Raw genomic sequence first — 16,132 nt, 5'->3', positions numbered from 1 at the left:
CCTCTCCCCTTGGGAGACAGGGTTGCGCAGAGTTGCCAGCTTGCCGACTGGTCGAAGCCGGGTGAGAGGTTCGGACGTGGCGTGCGAAAGCGGCGGTGAAACCCCTCAACCAACTGCGCCCCGGTCGCCATGCGACAAGGCTTCATATCCCTCTCCCTCAACGGGTGAAGGAGTTCGGCAAAATCAATCATGCCAGCTCGCCCCATCTCGCTCGATCAGCGCGATCGCGCTCGATGGCCCCCAACTGCCCGCGGTGTAACTCTGCGGCGCCATGTCGACCTGATCCCAGGCATCGCGGATCGCGTCGATCCACTCCCATTGCGCCTCGACCTCGTCGCGGCGCACGAACAGCGTCTGGTCGCCCTCGATGAAATCGAGCAGCAGCCGCTCGTAGGCGATGCGGCGGCGTTCGCCGGCAAAGCTGTGCGAGAGCGAGACGTCCATCGTCACTTCCTTGAGCTTCACCCCGTCGCGGTCGAGCCCCGGCTGCTTTGCCATCACCTTGACGCGAATATTCTCCTCGGGCTGCAAGTTGATGATCATCATATTGGCGTCGAGCTTGCCCGCGCCGACGCGGGCAAAAATGTTGTGCGGAACGGGTTTGAACTGGATCAGCACTTCGGACTTGCGCTGCGGCATCCGTTTGCCGGTGCGCAGGTAAAAGGGCACGCCCTTCCACCGCCAATTGTCGATAAAGGCCTTCAAGGCGACGAAGGTTTCGGTGTTCGACGGCTGGCCCAGCTCGTCGGCATAGCCCGCGACCGCGGCGCCGTTCACCGCGCCGCTGCTGTATTGCCCCTTGACGCTGTGCGCCTTCACATCCTCGGCGCGCATCTTGCGCAAGCTGAGCAGCAGCTTGACCTTTTCGTCGCGCACCGCCGTCGCGCTGACGCTCGCGGGCGGCTCCATCGCGATGATCGCGAGCAGTTGCAGCATATGGTTCTGGACCATGTCCTTCAGCGCGCCGACGCCGTCATAATAGGAAACGCGGCCTTCGAGGCCGACGGTTTCGGCAACGGTGATCTGGACATGGTCGATCGCCTGCGCGTTCCACAGCGGTTCGAACAACATGTTGGCAAAGCGCAGCGCGAGCAGGTTCTGCACCGTTTCCTTGCCGAGATAATGGTCGATGCGGAACACCCGGTCCTCGGCAAAGGCGTCGCCGACCTGGGCATTCACCTCACGCGACGAGGCGAGGTCGTGACCGATCGGCTTTTCCATCGCGATGCGGCATTCGGCGCACGCGATATTCGCGGCCTTCAACCCCTGCGCGATCGGGCCGAACATCGACGGCGGGGTTGAAAGATAGACGCCAATGGGTCGATTCATGCGATCGCCGAGCAAGGCCGCGAGGTCGCCATAGCCAGCGCCCGCGCCGGCATCGATCGCGCAATAATCGATGCGCGCGAGGAAGCCGTCGACGGTCGCGGCGTCGACGCGGTCGGCGGACAGATGCTCGGTCAAGGCGGCGCGGACCTGCGCGCGAAAGGCGTCGCGGTCCATCGCCGAACGCCCCGACCCGACGATCGTCAGCGTATCGGCAAGCAGGCCGTCCATGTGAAGATTGTAGAGCGAGGGGAAAAGCATGCGCTGCGCAAGGTCGCCCGTCGCCCCGAACAACACCAATGTTTCGACTTTGACGCTCACATTCGTCCCCTTGGATAGCAATGAGAGAAGTGGAGGATGCGCCCCGCGAATGCAACGCGCATACGTAAGCCGCATATCGTCGTCATCCCGGCCTTTGCGGGGATGATCATTGACGCGGCACGGATTCCTTTTCGTCGCAAAGGATTCTAAGACCCGGTCCCATGACCGAACCGCCCCAACCCTATGATGTCATCGTCGTCGGCGGCGGGGTGAATGGCGCGGGCGTCGCACGCGATGCCGCGGGGCGCGGGGCGCGCGTGCTGCTGCTGGAAGCGAATGATCTGGCCGAAGGCACCTCGTCGAAATCGACCAAGCTGATCCACGGCGGGCTGCGCTACCTTGAACATTATGAGTTCGGCCTGGTGCGCGAGGCGCTGAAGGAACGCGAGACGCTGTGGCGCATCGCGCCGCACATCATCCGCCCGATGCGCTTTGTCCTGCCCTATCGCGACGGGCTGCGCCCGCGCTGGCTGCTGCGATTGGGGCTGTTCCTCTATGACCATATCGGCGGGCGCAGGAAACTGCCCGCAACACGTTCGGTCGACCTTCGGCGCCATGCCGCGGGCGCGCCGTTGCAGCCGCATTATGTCCATGGCTTTGAATATTCGGACGGCTGGGTCGACGACGCGCGGCTGGTGCTGCTCAACGCACGCGACGCCGCCGACCGCGGGGCGCGGGTCCGCACGCGCACGCGCGCCGAAATGCTGCGCTGCGAGGAGGGACAGTGGGTGGTCGAGGCGGCGGACGACCAGGGGCATCACTATCGCTTTACGGGGCGCAGCGTAGTGAACGCCGCAGGGCCGGCGGTGCTCGACCTCTTGAAACGCGCCGATGCCGAGCCCGACCATCAAATGCGCCTTGTGCGCGGGTCGCATATCGTCGTGCGCCGCCTGTTCGACCATGATTATGCCTATTTTTTCCAGCTTCCCGACGGGCGCATCTTTTTCGCCATTCCTTATGAACAGGACTTCACGCTGATCGGCACGACCGACGTGGATCACGACGGGCCGGCGAACGAGGCGCAGGCCAGCGACGCGGAGATCGCCTATCTGTGCGAGGGCGCAAGCCTCTATTTCCGCGCGCCCGTCACGCCTGCCGACGTCGTGTGGACCTATTCGGGTGTCCGCCCGCTTGTCGAGGAGGGGTCGGAGCGGCCCGAGGCGGCGACCCGCGGATACCGAATTGACCTCGATCTCGCCGAAGGCGCGCCGCTGCTCACCATCTATGGCGGCAAGATCACCAGCTATCGCCATGTTGCCGAAGAGGCGGTCGACGCGCTGGCGCGCCACGTGCCCGCGCTGACGGGCAAGCACTGGACGGCGAAGGCGGCGCTGCCCGGCGGCGATTTTCCGATAACGGGCGCCACGGCGCTCGCGGCCGAATATCGGCTCGCCCACCCTTTCCTTTCCGCGGCCACCGCCCAGCGCATCGCGCGCGCCTATGGCACCGAGGCGCGGCGCTGGCTTGGCGATGCCGGCGACTGGAACGCGCTCGGCGGCGAGATCGCGCACGGGCTCAGCGTCGCCGAGGTTCGCTGGATGACCGAACAGGAATGGGCGCGCACCGCCGAGGATATTTTGTGGCGGCGAAGCAAGCTGGGGTTGCTCTTCAGCGACGAGGAAAAGGCGCGGCTGATGGCGGTGCTGCGCGAGCTGCGCTAATCGACGCCGAACTGCGCGGCGAGCTTGGCGCGGCGCAGTTTCCAGGTTTCGGCCAGCGCGGGGACGGTGCGGAGCGCGCTGAGGTCGGCGAGGCGCGCCTTCGCTTCGCCGCCGATCAGGAGGCCGAAGAGCGATGCCAGCGGCCAGTTTGGCCACCGCCGGTCGACAAGGTTCAGCCTGTCCCCCGTCTGCACCGTCCCCGGTTCGAGCACGCGATAATACCAGCCCGTCCGACGGCTCGCGACGACCTCTGCCATCACGCCTTTCACCCCGAAACGATGGTCGAGTTTCCAGCATGGCTGGCGCGCCTGGCTCACCTCGACAAGCGCGGTGCCGAGGCGGAAGCGGTCGCCGAGGCAAATATTGTGCTCGTCAAGCCCTGTGGTCGCGATATTCTCGCCGAACGCGCCCGCCGTATCGAGCAGCGGCGCGTCGCCGAGGCGAGAACGCCAGTGCGGATAATGATCGGCGGGATAATGGTGGATCGCCTTGTCGATGCCGCCATGGACGCTGCGATCGGCCTGCTCGTCGCCCGCCAGGCCGAGCGGGCCGACCACGACCGCACCCGCGGCGGGTGTTTTTGCAATGGCCGAAGCCTCGTCGCCGCGAAAGGGGCGCGCCTTGCCGACGAGCACTGCCTGAATCGGAACGTCCATGATGCGTCGGCATAGGACATGCCGCGCAAATGGCAATCACCGACGCCCGCGACAGCGCACCGCGGATCGGTTAGGAAGCGGCGATGAACGATGCGACGACCCAACTCCTCGTCGACCGGCTGGGACTCGGCGCGCCCGGCGATGCCGCGATCGAGCGCTGCATCGCCGTCGAGGCGCCGGTGTCGGTCGAGGTCGGCGGCATCGCCTATGCGGTGATGATGGCGACGCCCGCGAACCTGGAGGATTATGCCGTCGGCTTTGCGCTGGGCGAAGGGCTGATCGCGGCGCCCGCCGACATCCGGCGGATCGACGTGCAGCCGATCGAGAACGGCTGGGCGCTGCGGCTGTGGCTGACGGCCGAGCGCAACGCCGCGGCGCTCGAACGCGCGCGGACGCGGGTGAGCGAAAGCAGCTGCGGCCTGTGCGGAATTGCGAATGTCGAGGAGGTGCTGCGCCCGCTGCCGCCGGTGACCGCGCGCATTATGACCGACCGCACGGCCATTGCCGCCGCCCTTGCAGCGATCGAGGAACACCAGCCGCTCGGCCGCGCAACGGGTGCCGCCCACGCCGCCGCCTTCTGCTCGCCCGCGGGCGCGATCCGGCTGGCGCGTGAGGATGTCGGGCGGCACAATGCGCTCGACAAGCTGATCGGTGCGCTGGCGCGGGCGGGGATCGACGCGGGCGACGGTTTCATCCTGCTGTCGGCGCGGTGCAGCTATGAACTGGTCGAAAAGACGGTGCGCGCGGGTTGCCCGATGCTCGTCACCATCTCGGCGCCGACAAGCCTCGCCGCGGCGCGCGCGGCGGCGGCGGGGCTGACGCTGGTGGCGCTGGCGAGGCCCGACGCGGCGCTGGTGATCGCCGATCGGCAAGGCATGATCGCATGAGGACATTGGGCGCGATCCTCGCCGGCGGGGCTTCGCGCCGCTTCGGGTCGGACAAGGCGTTGGCGATGCTGGGCGGGCGCACGCTGCTCGATCATGCGCGCGCCGCGCTCGCCCCCCATTGCGACGCGGTCGTCGTCGTCGGGCGCGCGGACGGCATCGCCGACTGGCCACGCCCCGGCATGGGGCCGCTCGGCGCGATTGCGGGCGCGCTGGGTCATGCGGCGGGCCAGGGGTTCGACCAGCTGCTGAGCGCGCCGGTCGATTGCGTCCGCCTGCCCGCCGACCTTGCCGCGATACTGTCCCCCGCCCCCGCTTTCCTCGACAGCCAGCCGGTAATCGGGCTGTGGCCCGTCACGGCGCTGGGCGAGGTGAAAGCGATGCTGGGGGAAGCCGGCGACCTGGCGGTGCGCGCCTTTGCCCGCCGCATCGGCGCGCGTGCGGTGCGGTGCGATTTCGACCCGCCCAATATCAACAGCGTGGCGGATCTCGAACGGCTGGCGAAGGGCTGACCTGGAGATTCCGGCCCATTTTGCCGTTCGTGTCGAGCGAAGGGCATTGGAGAGGTGGCGTTTTGAACCGGGGTCGCCCTAACCCGACGCAACCACCCGCACGGGAATCGCCTTGGCGGCGGGGCAGCCGCTCACGCGGTCGTGGAAGGCGAGCGGGAGCAGCGGGTTGAGTTCGGGATAATAGCCCGCGACCGACCCCCGCGACATCGGATAGTCGATCAGCGCCAGCCCCTCGACACGCCGCACGACGCCGTCGGCCGTGATCGTTTCGAGCGCGACGCGCGCGCCTTCGGGCAGGCCGCGCTCGGCCCTGTCGTCGGCGTTCATGAACAGCACCATCCGGTCGCCGTAAACGCCGCGATAGCGGTCGTTATAGCTGTAGATCGTCGTGTTGAACTGGTCGTGCGAGCGCACCGTCGCGAGCCGCAGCATCGCGGGATCGTCGACCGCCGCATCCACGGCCAGGCCCGGCAGGACAAGGAAATTGGCCTTTCCGTTCGGCGTCGCCCACACGCGGCGACGCGGAGGGATGTCGAGGTGAAAGCCCGCCGGCGCCCTGATACGATCCGAAAAGCCTTCGTAGATGGCAGGATAGACGTCGGCGATCTTGTCGCGGATCAGGCCGTAATCGTCGATATAGCTGGCCCAATCCACCTTGCTGTCCGGCAGCGTCGCCATCGCGATGCGACAGACGATCTCGACCTCGGACAAAAGATGCTCGCTCGCGGGGTCGAGCACGCCGCGCGACGCGGTGACGTTCGACATCGAATCCTCGATCGTCACGAACTGTTCGCCCGCCGCGGTTTCGATCCGCTCGGAGCGCGCGATCACCGGCAGGATCAGCGCGTCGCGGCCGTGGCCGAGGTGGCCGCGATTGAGCTTGGTCGCGATGCCGACACTAAGGTCGAGCTGCCGCATCGCGGCATAGGCACGCTCGGTATCGGGGACCGCGCGGACGAAATTGCCGCCGAGGCCGATGAAGACCCTGGCCTTGCCCGACAGCATTGCTTCGACCGCCGCGACGCTGTGATGGCCGTGCTCGCGCGGCGGATCGAAACCGAAAACATCGCGGACGCGGTCGAGATAGGCCGGGGACGGCCGTTCGTCGATGCCGACGGTGCGGTCGCCCTGCACGTTCGAATGGCCGCGGATCGGCGAGATGCCCGCGCCGGGCTTGCCGAAATTGCCGCGCAGGAGAAGCAGGTTGGCGATTTGCTGCACCAGTTCGCACCCGCGCTGGTGCTGGGTGACGCCCATGCCGTAGCAGATGATCGTCGCGTTCGAGCGGATATAGATGTCGGCGCAGCGGCGGATCTGCGCCGCGTCGATCCCCGCCGCGGCGGTGATCGCGTCCCAGGATAGCGCCTCGACATCGGCGCGCAGCGCCGCAAGGCCGTCGGTATGTTCGGCGATGAAATCATGGTCGAGCACCGCCTCGCCCGCGGCGTCGCGCTCGAACAGGATTTTCATCATGCCCTTGAGCAGCGCCAGGTCGCCGCCGATCCTGATGTGCACGAACTCGCTGCTGATTTCGGTCGAGCCGAAGGTCGCCATCTGGACCACATCCTGCGGCTCGGTGAAGCGGATGAGCGCGCGTTCGGGCATCGGATTGACCGCGACGATCGGCACCCCGCGTCGGCGCGCCTCGACGAGCGGGGTCATCATCCGCGGCGCGTTCGTCCCCGCATTGTGGCCGATCAGGAAAATCGCCTGCGCCTGATCGAAATCGTCGAGGATCACCGTGCCCTTGCCGATGCCGATCGACGGCGGCAGGCCGCGGCTCGTCGGTTCATGGCACATGTTCGAGCAATCGGGAAAATTGTTCGTGCCAAACTCGCGCGCGAAAATCGCATAGAGAAAGGCGGCCTCGTTCGACGTGCGGCCCGACGTATAGAATTCGGCGCGGTGCGGACTGTCCAGCGCGCGCAAATGGCGGCCGATCAGCGCAAAGGCTTCGTCCCAGCCGACCGGAACATAATGATCGGTCGCGGCGTCGTAACGCATCGGCTCGGTCAGCCGGCCCTGCATCTCAAGCCAGTAATCGGACTGCGCCATCAGCTCGGCGACGCTGTGCTGCGCGAAAAAGTCGCTCGTGACGCGAAACTTGGTCGCTTCGTGCGCGAGCGCCTTGGCGCCATTTTCGCAGAAGTCGAGCTTCTTGGTGCAGCTGGCGTCGGGAAAGGCGCAACTGGGGCATTTGAACCCGCCGGGCTGGTTCATCGACAACAGCGCCCGCGATCCCTTGGTCACGACGCTCTGTTCGAGCAGCACCTTGGCCGTCGCCGCCGCCGCGCCCCAGCCGCCGGCGGGGCGATCATAGCGTTTATAGCGGGGGCGATCGCCAGCCATGGGCGCATTCAAGCACATCACCCGGCGGCTGGCCACCGCTCTTTACGCGTGGGGTGCATCACGCAAACGATCAGCCTCCACAACCTCGTCATTCCGCCCAAGGCCGGAATGACGATCATGGTCAGCGGCAATATCCGTTGCCGCTCATGTCGAAGTGGAAATGATCGTGATGGGCGGCGTTATAATCGGGGCCAAGCACAGTGCCGAAGCGGCGACACGCCGATTTGTGGAGCGCGCGAAGGAAATCCTGCGATGCCACATCGCCCCTCCATCCGCCGCTGAGCAGGATGCGGCGCCCGTCGGCAAGCACAAAGCCCGACACATCGATCGCGTTGGAATAGGCGTGCTGCGACAAGCGGCCCGACCGGCCGCCATAGATGTTACGGCAGCTGTATGTTCCAAAGGTTTCGATCTTCACGACCTCGGTGCCGAAGTAGCGGCGCGCGGCGGGCTTCACGGCATATTGCGCCCAGGCCGCAAAATTGCGCGCAAGCGGACAGGTCATCGGCCCCAGGCCCGATACGGGAACGCCGACATCGAGAAGCTTCACCGAATCGATCGACGAACAGCCGCCGCCATGGTCCTGATCGGGAAGCGGCGTGAAACGCACGCCGGCCTGTTTGAGATCGAACGCGCATTGCTGCGCCTCGACGCTGGTGAAGGAAGGGGCGGCAACGGGTTGCGGCCGCGTCGGTTTGGCGGCCATGGTCCGGTTTCCACCCCCCTTTTTCATCACGTCGGGCGCACCGAAACAGGCCGACAGGGTCAGCGCGGCGGCGGCGGCGATGAGCGTCCGGGGCTTCAGAAGCGGCGCGAAGAACATGGGTGTCAAAATACCGACGAAATGGTGAACAAGCGGTATACCCTCGCGCCAATCGTCGGAAAAATTCGCGCGAGGGGTGCAATTTATTTGACAGGCGGCGCGCGCAGCCTAAACGCGGCTCCGGGCCACGCGGTCCCAACGCCGCGCGCGCTCTCTGCAAGGAGAGACTGAATGAGTGAAGTGACGACGCCTGAGGTGCGCCCTCAGCGCCCCTATTTTTCGTCCGGACCCTGCGCCAAGCCGCCGGTCTGGTCCCCCGACAAACTCGCTACCGAATCGCTTGGCCGTTCGCATCGCGCAAAGATCGGCAAGGCGCGCCTCGCTTATTGCATCGACCTGATGCGCGAGATGCTGCAGCTTCCCGACACGCACCGCATCGGCATCGTGCCGGGCAGCGACACCGGCGCCTTTGAAATGGCGATGTGGACGATGCTGGGTGCGCGTCCGGTCACCGCCCTTGCGTGGGAAAGCTTTGGCGAGGGCTGGGTTACCGATGCGGCAAAGCAGCTGAAGCTCGATCCCACAATCATCCGCGCCGATTACGGCCAGCTTCCCGACCTTGGCCAAGTGGACTGGTCGAACGACGTGCTCTTCACCTGGAACGGCACGACCAGCGGCGTGCGCGTTCCGAACGGCGACTGGATCGCCGCCGACCGCGAGGGGCTGAGCTTTGCCGATGCGACCAGCGCGGTATTCGCTTACGACCTGCCGTGGGACAAGATCGACGTCGCGACCTTCAGCTGGCAGAAAGTGCTTGGCGGCGAAGGCGGGCACGGCGTGCTGATCCTGGGTCCGCGCGCGGTCGAACGGCTTGAAACCTATACTCCCGCCTGGCCGCTGCCCAAGCTGTTCCGCCTTGTCAGCAAGGGCGCGCTCGCCGAGGGCGTATTCAAGGGCGAGACGATCAACACCCCTTCGATGCTCGCGGTGGAGGATGCGATCTTCGCGCTCGAATGGGCCAAGTCGCTCGGCGGTCTCGACGGCCTGAAAGCCCGCAGCGACGCCAATGCCGCGGCGCTCGACAAAATTGTCGCGGAACGCGACTGGCTCAGCCACCTTGCCGCCGATCCCGCCAGCCGCTCGAAAACCTCGGTCTGCCTGTCGGTTGCAGGCGCCGATGCGGACTTCATCAAGAGGTTCGCCGGGCTGCTCGAAAAGCAGGGCGCGGCTTACGACATCGCCGGCTATCGCGATGCGCCGCCGGGGCTGCGCATCTGGTGCGGCGCGACCGTCGATACCGCCGATATCGAAGCGCTCGGCCCGTGGCTCGACTGGGCTTACGCCTCGCTCCGTTAGTTTCTGTGCGTCCCCGCGAAGGCGGGGACCCATCTCCTGCCATTTCATTGCGCAAGCATCGGGAGCTCGGCTCCCGCCTTCGCGCAAGCACACGGAAGGTTAGTTCCATGACCCAACCCAAAGTCCTCATCAGCGACAAGATGGACCCCAAGGCCGCCGCGATCTTCAAGGAGCGCGGCATCGACGTTGACGTCATCACCGGCAAGACCAGGGACGAACTGATCGCGATGATCGGCGACTATGACGGCCTTGCGATCCGTTCGGCCACCAAAGTCACCGCCGACGTTCTCGCCGCCGCGACCAGGCTGAAGGTGGTCGGCCGCGCCGGGATCGGCGTCGACAATATCGACATAGCGGCGGCATCGAAAAAGGGCGTCGTCGTGATGAATACCCCGTTCGGCAATTCGATCACCACCGCCGAACACGCGATCGCGATGATGTTCGCGCTCGCGCGCCAGATCCCGGAGGCGAATGCCGGAACGCAGGCGGGCAAATGGCCGAAGAACGACTTCATGGGGGTGGAGCTGACGTCGAAGACGCTGGGCCTGATCGGCTGCGGCAACATCGGCAGCATCGTGGCCGAACGCGCGCTGGGCCTCAAGATGAAGGTCGTCGCCTTCGACCCCTTCCTGACCCCCGAGCGCGCGATCGAACTCGGCGTCGAAAAGGCCGATCTTGCAACCTTGCTCGCGCGCGCCGATTTCATCACGCTGCACACACCGCTGACCGACCAGACACGCAATATCCTGTCGCGGGAAAATCTTGCGCGGACCAAGAAAGGCGTGCGCATCATCAACTGCGCGCGCGGCGGGCTGATCGACGAAGAAGCATTGAAGGATGCGCTCGAAAGCGGCCATGTCGCGGGTGCCGCGCTCGACGTGTTCGCGCAGGAGCCGCCGCCCGCCGACCACCCGCTGTTCAACGCTCCCAACTTCATCTGCACCCCTCACCTCGGCGCGTCGACCGATGAGGCGCAGGTCAATGTCGCGATCCAGGTGGCCGAGCAGATCAGCGATTACCTGCTGACCGGCGGCATCACCAACGCGCTCAACGTGCCCAGCCTGTCGGCCGAGGAAGCGCCGAAGCTGCGTCCCTATATGAGCCTTGCCGAAAAGCTTGGCAGTCTTGTCGGTCAGCTTGCGCACGATAATCTCACCCATATTTCGGTCGAGGTCGAGGGTGCGGCGGCCGAACTCAACCTGAAGCCGATCGTTGCGGCGGTGCTTACCGGGCTGATGCGCCGCTATTCGGACAGCGTGAACATGGTCAACGCGCCGCACCTCGCACGCGAACGCGGGCTCGACGTGCGCGAGGTGCGCCACGACCGCGAGGGCGATTATCATACGCTCGTCCGCGTCACCGTCGCGACCGAAACGGGCGACCGTTCGGTCGCGGGCACGCTGTTCGGCAACAATGAACCACGCCTGGTCGAAATGTTCGGCATCAAGGTCGAGGCCGACCTCGACGGCGACATGCTCTATATCGTCAACGAAGATGCGCCGGGCTTTATCGGCCGCATCGGCACCACGCTGGGCGACGCGGGACTGAACATCGGCACCTTCCACCTCGGCCGCCGCGAAGCGGGGGGAGAGGCGATCCTGCTACTCTCGATCGACTCGCCGATGCCCGAACCGCTGCTGTGGCAGATCTGCCAGCTTCCCGGCGTAAAGACGGTGAAGGGGTTGAAGTTCTGACTGACCAAACACCCTCCCCTCAAGGGGAGGGGCTTTCACTTGCGGCACGCACCGCGTAGGAGAGCCCGACCATGCCTCGCATCCCTGCCCTGCTGCCCGAAGGCCTCCGCGATCGCCTCCCCCAACAGGCCGAGGCGGCATCGCGCGTCACGCGCGCGCTGGTCGACGCGATGCGCGCGCACGGCTATGGCCGGGTGTCGCCGCCGCTCGCCGAGTTTCGCGAGACGCTGGGCAGCGACGACGACCGGTCGGGCCGCGATCTTCTCCGCTTCACCGATCCGGTGTCACAGCGCACGCTGGCGCTGCGCCCCGACATCACACGCCAGGTCGGGCGGATCGCGACCTCGCTCCTCGCTGCATCGCCGCGCCCGCTGCGCCTCTGCTACGCCGGACAGGTGGTGAAACTGCGTGCCAGCCAGCTCCGCCCCGCGCGCGAGATGTTGCAGGTCGGCGCCGAGTTGATCGGCAGCGACAGCGTCGCCGCGGCGCGCGAGATCGTGATGGTCGCGATCGACGCACTCGAAGCCGCGGGCATCGGCCCCGTCACCATCGACTTCACCCTTCCCGACGTCGTCGACCTGCTTTCGAGCGGTCCGCTGCCCGTGGCCGCCGACCTTCAGCAGCTTCGCGACGAGCTCGACGCCAAGGACGCCGGCGCGCTCGCGCAACTCGGCGCCGAGGCCTATCTGCCGCTGCTCCGCGCCACCGGGCCATTCGACCGGGCGATCGCCGACCTGCGAGCCTTCGATACCAGCGGCGTGCTGGGCGCGCGCATCGACGCATTGGAAGCCATCGCCGCACCGATCCGCGACCGCGTGACGCTGACGCTCGATCCGACCGAGCGCCACGGTTTCGCCTATCAAAGCTGGTTCGGTTTCCAGGTCTTCGTCCCCGGACAGGGCGATGCGGTCGGTCGCGGAGGGGCCTATGCGATTCCCGTCGGCGAGGCGGAGGAGGCCGCGGTCGGTTTTTCGCTCTATCCCGATCCGCTGATCGACGCCGGGCTGGGAGCCGAAGACATGGGCGAGCGGCGCATCTTCCTGCCGCTCGGTCACGACGCAGCGGTTGCGGCAAGCCTGCGCGCCGACGGCTGGCGCACCGTCGCGGCGCTCACCGACGCCGACGATCCCGCTCGGCTCGGATGCGGATGGCGACTGGGCGTCGACGGGCCGGTCGAAGCCTAGAAATCCGACACGCCGAAGCGCGGAATCCCCTGATTCACGCCCGGTGGATCCAGCACGGTCACGTCGAGATCGACCGGCGCGCCGACCCAATGTGCAAGGCTCGTGTGATCGGCCAGATCGTCATCGGTCAGCGGATGGACGAGCGCGCGCAGCCCTGTCGCCTCGATCGCCGCCACGACCGCATCGCGCGAGCGCGCGAGGAAATGCACCTCATATTGCGCGATCGGATGCGGACCCGCGGGGCCATCGCACATGGCCCCGACGAACAGGATCGCGGGATCGCGGCCGAACGCTTCGCGCAGCGCCGCGGCTGCGGGCCGCTCGGCGGGATCGTAATAAATGTGGGCGTGATAGGGGGCTTGTGGGTCGGTCATCGGCGTCGTGCCTGCTTGCTCGAAACGATGCAAGCCGGAACATGGGACGAAAGTCAATCGAGCTTGTCGCCGTGCAGGTCGCGCGCCACTTTCGGATCGCGCAGCAGCCGATCGATATGACTTGCCTCGTCAAAGCTTTCGTCGGCCAGAAACTTCAGCTTCGCCGCATATTTCATCCGGATGCGATGCGCGACCTCGCGCTGGAGATAGGCCGTGTTCGTCCTCAGCGACTTCAGCACCGCTTCCTCATCCCTGCCCAGCAGGGGCTTCACAAAGACGGTAGCATGGCGCAGGTCCGGCGACATGCGCACCTCGGTCACGCTGACCGGATGCGTCGCGAGGATATCGTCATGCACGTCGCCGCGCGCAAGGATTTCGCTCAGCACATGGCGTATCTGTTCGCCCACGCGCAGCACGCGGACGGAGGGGCCTTCGGATTGGTCCTTGTGACGCATGGCTTTTTTCCTCCTGCACCCTCGCGCCAACGAGGGTGCAGGGCTGGTTCGTTACAGCGTGCGTTCGCGCAGCTCGACCTCGAACACTTCGAGGTGATCGCCCGGCTTGATGTCGTTGGTATCGGCGAGCACGACACCGCATTCGAGCCCCGCGCGCACCTCGGCGACATCGTCCTTGAAGCGGCGCAGCGACGCGATCGTCGTTGCAGAGACAATGACGTCCGCGCGGGTAAGACGCGCGTGAAGCCCCTTGCGGATCGAGCCTTCGAGCACGAGCAGACCCGCGGCCTTGTCGCGCTTGCCCGCCGGGAACACTTCCTTGACCTCGGCGCGGCCGACGACATTTTCGATGCGTTCGGGGCCAAGCTCGCCCGCCATCTCCTTCGCGACGTCGGCGGTCAGGTGATAGATGACATCATAATACATGAAGCGCACTTTTTCGCGGTTCGCAATCTCGCGCGCCTTGGCGTTGGGGCGGACGTTGAAGCCGATGATCGGCGCCTTGGTCGACGCGGCCAGCGTCACATCGCTTTCGGTGATCGCCCCGGCGCCCGCATGGAGCACGCGGACGCGGATCTCGTCGGTCGACAACTTGTTCAATGCGTTGACGATCGCCTCGACGCTGCCTTGCACGTCGCCCTTCACGACCACCGGATATTCGATGACATTCGCCTTGTCGGCAAGCGCCGAGAACATGCCTTCAAGGCTGACGGGCGCCTGCGCCGTCCGCTTCTTGAGCGCCTGTTCCTGGCGATAGGCCGCGACCTCGCGGGCGCGCGCCTCATTTTCCACGACGGTCAGCGTATCGCCCGCCATCGGCACCCCGCCGAGCCCAAGCACCTCGACCGGCATCGACGGCGTCGCCTGTTTGACCTGCTTGCCATGATCGTCGATGAGCGCGCGGACGCGGCCGCTTTCGGCGCCGCAGACAAAGATGTCGCCGACCTTCAGCGTCCCGCGGCGAACCAGGATGGTCGCAACGGGCCCGCGTCCCTTGTCGAGCTTTGCCTCGATGACCGTGCCTTCGGCGGCGCGGTCGGGGTTGGCTTTCAGTTCCATGATTTCGGCCTGCAGCGCGATCGCGTCGAGCAGCTTGTCAAGATTCTGTTTCTTGAGCGCCGAAACTTCAACGTCCTGCACCTCGCCGCCCATGGCCTCGACGATGATCTCATGCTCGAGCAGGCGCTCGCGGACGCGCTGCGGGTTGGCGCCATCCTTGTCGATCTTGTTGATCGCGACGATGATCGGGACGCCGGCCGCCTTGGCGTGATTGATCGATTCGACCGTCTGCGGCTTTATGCCGTCGTCAGCCGCAACCACCAGGATCGCGATGTCGGTGACATTCGCTCCGCGGGCGCGCATGTCGGTAAAGGCTTCGTGGCCCGGCGTATCGAGGAAGGTGATGACGCTGCCGTCCTTCGCCTTCACCTGATAGGCCCCGATATGCTGGGTGATGCCGCCGGCCTCGCCCGCCTGCACATTGGCGCCGCGCAGCGCGTCGAGCAGGCTAGTCTTGCCATGGTCGACATGGCCCATGATCGTCACGACCGGCGCGCGCGGCTTGAGCGCTGCGGCGTCGTCGACATCCTCGTCGTGGCGGATGTCGATGTCGGCTTCGCTGACGCGTTTGATCTCATGCCCGAATTCGGTGACGAGCAGTTCGGCAGTGTCCTGGTCGATCGTCTGGTTGACGGTGACGGGCATCCCCATCTTGAACAGCGCCTTGACCAGGTCGGCACCCTTTTCGGCCATGCGGTTGGCAAGTTCCTGCACCGTGATCGTGTCGGGCACGACGACTTCGCGGACCTGCTTTTCGCGCGGGCCCGACGCGGTCATGTGCGAACGCTTTTCTTTTTCGCGGGCGCGCTTCAGCGCGGCGAGGCTGCGCGCACGCGCACCTTCATCCTCGTTGAGCGCGCGCGTGACGGTCAGCTTGCCCGATTGGCGGCGATTTTCGCCGCCGCGGCTGGCCTTGGGTTCGGGGCGCTTGGGCTCGGGGCGTTTTGGCGGCTCGACGGGCGTAAAGCGGCGTGGCGCCGGGGCCGCGCTCGCCGTCGCAGGACGCGCGGCGGTTTCGGCCGGACGCTCGGCGACCGGGACGTCGGCAGGGGCATCCGGCGACGGTGCCGGAGGCGACGGCGCTGGCTCGGTGGCCTTTGCCGCGGCCTGCTCTTCGCGTTTTTCGGCGCGCGCCCGTTCTTCCTCGGCCGCCCGCGCGCGCGCCGCTTCCTCGCGGCGACGATTCTCTTCGAGCGCCGCCATGCGCGCTTCCTCGGCCTCGCGCAGCAACTGCGCCTGCCGCTCCTGCCGCGTCAACAGGCTGTCCGTCGCGGCAGGCTTCGGCGCCGCGGGCTTGGGTGCGACGGGTGCAGGCGCAGGGGCGGGCGCGGCCTTTGCCTCTTCGGCCTCAGGTGCCGGTGCGGCCTCGCCCGGCCGACCCAGCACGCGGCGACGCTTCACCTCGACCACCACCGTATTGCGGCGGCCATGGCTGAACTGCTGCTGCACCTGTCCGGCCTCGACCGTCCGCTTCAGGCCCAGGGGCTTGCGGCTAAGGGTCGGCTTGTCCTGTTCGTCACTCATCGAAAACCATCATT

The 16,132-nt window shown here is 66.4% G+C and carries 13 protein-coding genes; 6 read left to right on the top strand and 7 right to left on the bottom strand.

The genetic code is table 11. From position 1 onward, the window contains the following. Positions 1 to 183: 183 nt before the first annotated feature. Positions 184 to 1,587: a glucose-6-phosphate dehydrogenase gene (zwf, locus tag HUW43_RS11795; protein ID WP_411157945.1), complete on the bottom strand. Its 1,404-nt coding sequence runs from the start codon at positions 1,585 to 1,587 to the stop codon at positions 184 to 186. A 221-nt stretch (positions 1,588 to 1,808) separates the two neighbouring features. On the opposite strand from zwf, the gene glpD reads away from it, so the two are divergent. Next, the gene (gene glpD, locus HUW43_RS11790) at positions 1,809 to 3,308 is read left to right on the top strand and encodes a glycerol-3-phosphate dehydrogenase (protein ID WP_188237600.1); all 1,500 of its coding nucleotides are present in this window, start codon (positions 1,809 to 1,811) and stop codon (positions 3,306 to 3,308) included. Here the strand turns inward: glpD and HUW43_RS11785 are convergent. Next, entirely contained in the window at positions 3,305 to 3,964 is a 660-nt protein-coding gene (locus tag HUW43_RS11785; RefSeq protein WP_188237599.1) for an MOSC domain-containing protein, read from the bottom strand. The genes glpD and HUW43_RS11785 overlap by 4 nt on opposite strands. Before the next feature lie 83 nt (positions 3,965 to 4,047). Here HUW43_RS11785 and fdhD point away from each other — a divergent pair, with 83 nt between their 5' ends. Both fdhD and HUW43_RS11775 read left to right on the top strand, forming a co-directional pair. Beyond that, entirely contained in the window at positions 4,048 to 4,851 is an 804-nt protein-coding gene (gene fdhD / locus HUW43_RS11780; RefSeq protein ID WP_188237598.1) for a formate dehydrogenase accessory sulfurtransferase FdhD, read from the top strand. Continuing rightward, complete coding sequence (locus tag HUW43_RS11775; protein WP_188237597.1) at positions 4,848 to 5,360, top strand: molybdenum cofactor guanylyltransferase; 513 nt, start codon at positions 4,848 to 4,850, stop codon at positions 5,358 to 5,360. The genes fdhD and HUW43_RS11775 overlap by 4 nt, the downstream gene beginning before the upstream one ends. A 78-nt stretch (positions 5,361 to 5,438) precedes the next feature. Here the strand turns inward: HUW43_RS11775 and HUW43_RS11770 are convergent, their stop codons facing one another. Beyond that, entirely contained in the window at positions 5,439 to 7,709 is a 2,271-nt protein-coding gene (locus tag HUW43_RS11770; RefSeq protein WP_188237596.1) for an FdhF/YdeP family oxidoreductase, read from the bottom strand. Between the two features lie 121 nt (positions 7,710 to 7,830). Continuing rightward, positions 7,831 to 8,532 (bottom strand): extensin family protein, encoded by a 702-nt coding sequence (locus tag HUW43_RS11765; RefSeq protein WP_188237595.1) that lies wholly within the window; start codon positions 8,530 to 8,532, stop codon positions 7,831 to 7,833. A 171-nt stretch (positions 8,533 to 8,703) separates the two neighbouring features. Between HUW43_RS11765 and HUW43_RS11760 the strand changes: the two genes are divergently transcribed. The 3 genes from HUW43_RS11760 (at position 8,704) to HUW43_RS11750 (ending at position 12,706) form a co-directional block, all read left to right on the top strand. After that, positions 8,704 to 9,828, top strand: coding sequence for a phosphoserine transaminase (locus HUW43_RS11760; RefSeq protein ID WP_188237594.1), 1,125 nt, complete (start codon positions 8,704 to 8,706; stop codon positions 9,826 to 9,828). A gap of 107 nt (positions 9,829 to 9,935) precedes the next feature. Continuing rightward, entirely contained in the window at positions 9,936 to 11,522 is a 1,587-nt protein-coding gene (gene serA / locus HUW43_RS11755; protein ID WP_188237593.1) for a phosphoglycerate dehydrogenase, read from the top strand. 71 nt (positions 11,523 to 11,593) lie between these two features. Continuing rightward, positions 11,594 to 12,706, top strand: coding sequence for an ATP phosphoribosyltransferase regulatory subunit (locus tag HUW43_RS11750; RefSeq protein WP_188237592.1), 1,113 nt, complete (start codon positions 11,594 to 11,596; stop codon positions 12,704 to 12,706). Here HUW43_RS11750 and HUW43_RS11745 read toward each other — a convergent pair. The 3 genes from HUW43_RS11745 to infB are packed head-to-tail and all read right to left on the bottom strand — an operon-like array spanning position 12,703 to position 16,118. After that, positions 12,703 to 13,080, bottom strand: a complete 378-nt coding sequence (locus HUW43_RS11745) for a DOPA 4,5-dioxygenase family protein (RefSeq protein WP_188237591.1) — start codon at positions 13,078 to 13,080, stop codon at positions 12,703 to 12,705. The genes HUW43_RS11750 and HUW43_RS11745 overlap by 4 nt on opposite strands. A 53-nt stretch (positions 13,081 to 13,133) precedes the next feature. Continuing rightward, a complete protein-coding gene (gene rbfA / locus HUW43_RS11740) occupies positions 13,134 to 13,535 on the bottom strand; it encodes a 30S ribosome-binding factor RbfA (protein WP_188237590.1) in 402 nt (133 codons plus the stop codon). Positions 13,536 to 13,586: 51 nt separating this feature from the next. Then, positions 13,587 to 16,118 (bottom strand): translation initiation factor IF-2, encoded by a 2,532-nt coding sequence (gene infB, locus HUW43_RS11735; protein WP_188237589.1) that lies wholly within the window; start codon positions 16,116 to 16,118, stop codon positions 13,587 to 13,589. Between the last annotated feature and the right edge of the window lie 14 nt (positions 16,119 to 16,132).

Origin of the sequence: Sphingopyxis sp. LK2115 (genome assembly GCF_014595975.1) — a bacterium.
Lineage (GTDB): Bacteria > Pseudomonadota > Alphaproteobacteria > Sphingomonadales > Sphingomonadaceae > Sphingopyxis.
This window is presented reverse-complemented; position numbering and strand designations above follow the sequence as displayed.

Bases quoted from the DNA above. Each gene is read 5' to 3' on its own strand.
- zwf (WP_411157945.1), bottom strand. From the start codon at position 1,587: ATGCTTTTCCCCTCGCTCTACAATCTTCACATGGACGGCCTGCTTGCC.
- glpD (WP_188237600.1), top strand. From the start codon at position 1,809: ATGACCGAACCGCCCCAACCCTATGATGTCATCGTCGTCGGCGGCGGG.
- HUW43_RS11785 (WP_188237599.1), bottom strand. From the start codon at position 3,964: ATGGACGTTCCGATTCAGGCAGTGCTCGTCGGCAAGGCGCGCCCCTTT.
- fdhD (WP_188237598.1), top strand. From the start codon at position 4,048: ATGAACGATGCGACGACCCAACTCCTCGTCGACCGGCTGGGACTCGGC.
- HUW43_RS11775 (WP_188237597.1), top strand. From the start codon at position 4,848: ATGAGGACATTGGGCGCGATCCTCGCCGGCGGGGCTTCGCGCCGCTTC.
- HUW43_RS11770 (WP_188237596.1), bottom strand. From the start codon at position 7,709: ATGGCTGGCGATCGCCCCCGCTATAAACGCTATGATCGCCCCGCCGGC.
- HUW43_RS11765 (WP_188237595.1), bottom strand. From the start codon at position 8,532: ATGTTCTTCGCGCCGCTTCTGAAGCCCCGGACGCTCATCGCCGCCGCC.
- HUW43_RS11760 (WP_188237594.1), top strand. From the start codon at position 8,704: ATGAGTGAAGTGACGACGCCTGAGGTGCGCCCTCAGCGCCCCTATTTT.
- serA (WP_188237593.1), top strand. From the start codon at position 9,936: ATGACCCAACCCAAAGTCCTCATCAGCGACAAGATGGACCCCAAGGCC.
- HUW43_RS11750 (WP_188237592.1), top strand. From the start codon at position 11,594: ATGCCTCGCATCCCTGCCCTGCTGCCCGAAGGCCTCCGCGATCGCCTC.
- HUW43_RS11745 (WP_188237591.1), bottom strand. From the start codon at position 13,080: ATGACCGACCCACAAGCCCCCTATCACGCCCACATTTATTACGATCCC.
- rbfA (WP_188237590.1), bottom strand. From the start codon at position 13,535: ATGCGTCACAAGGACCAATCCGAAGGCCCCTCCGTCCGCGTGCTGCGC.
- infB (WP_188237589.1), bottom strand. From the start codon at position 16,118: ATGAGTGACGAACAGGACAAGCCGACCCTTAGCCGCAAGCCCCTGGGC.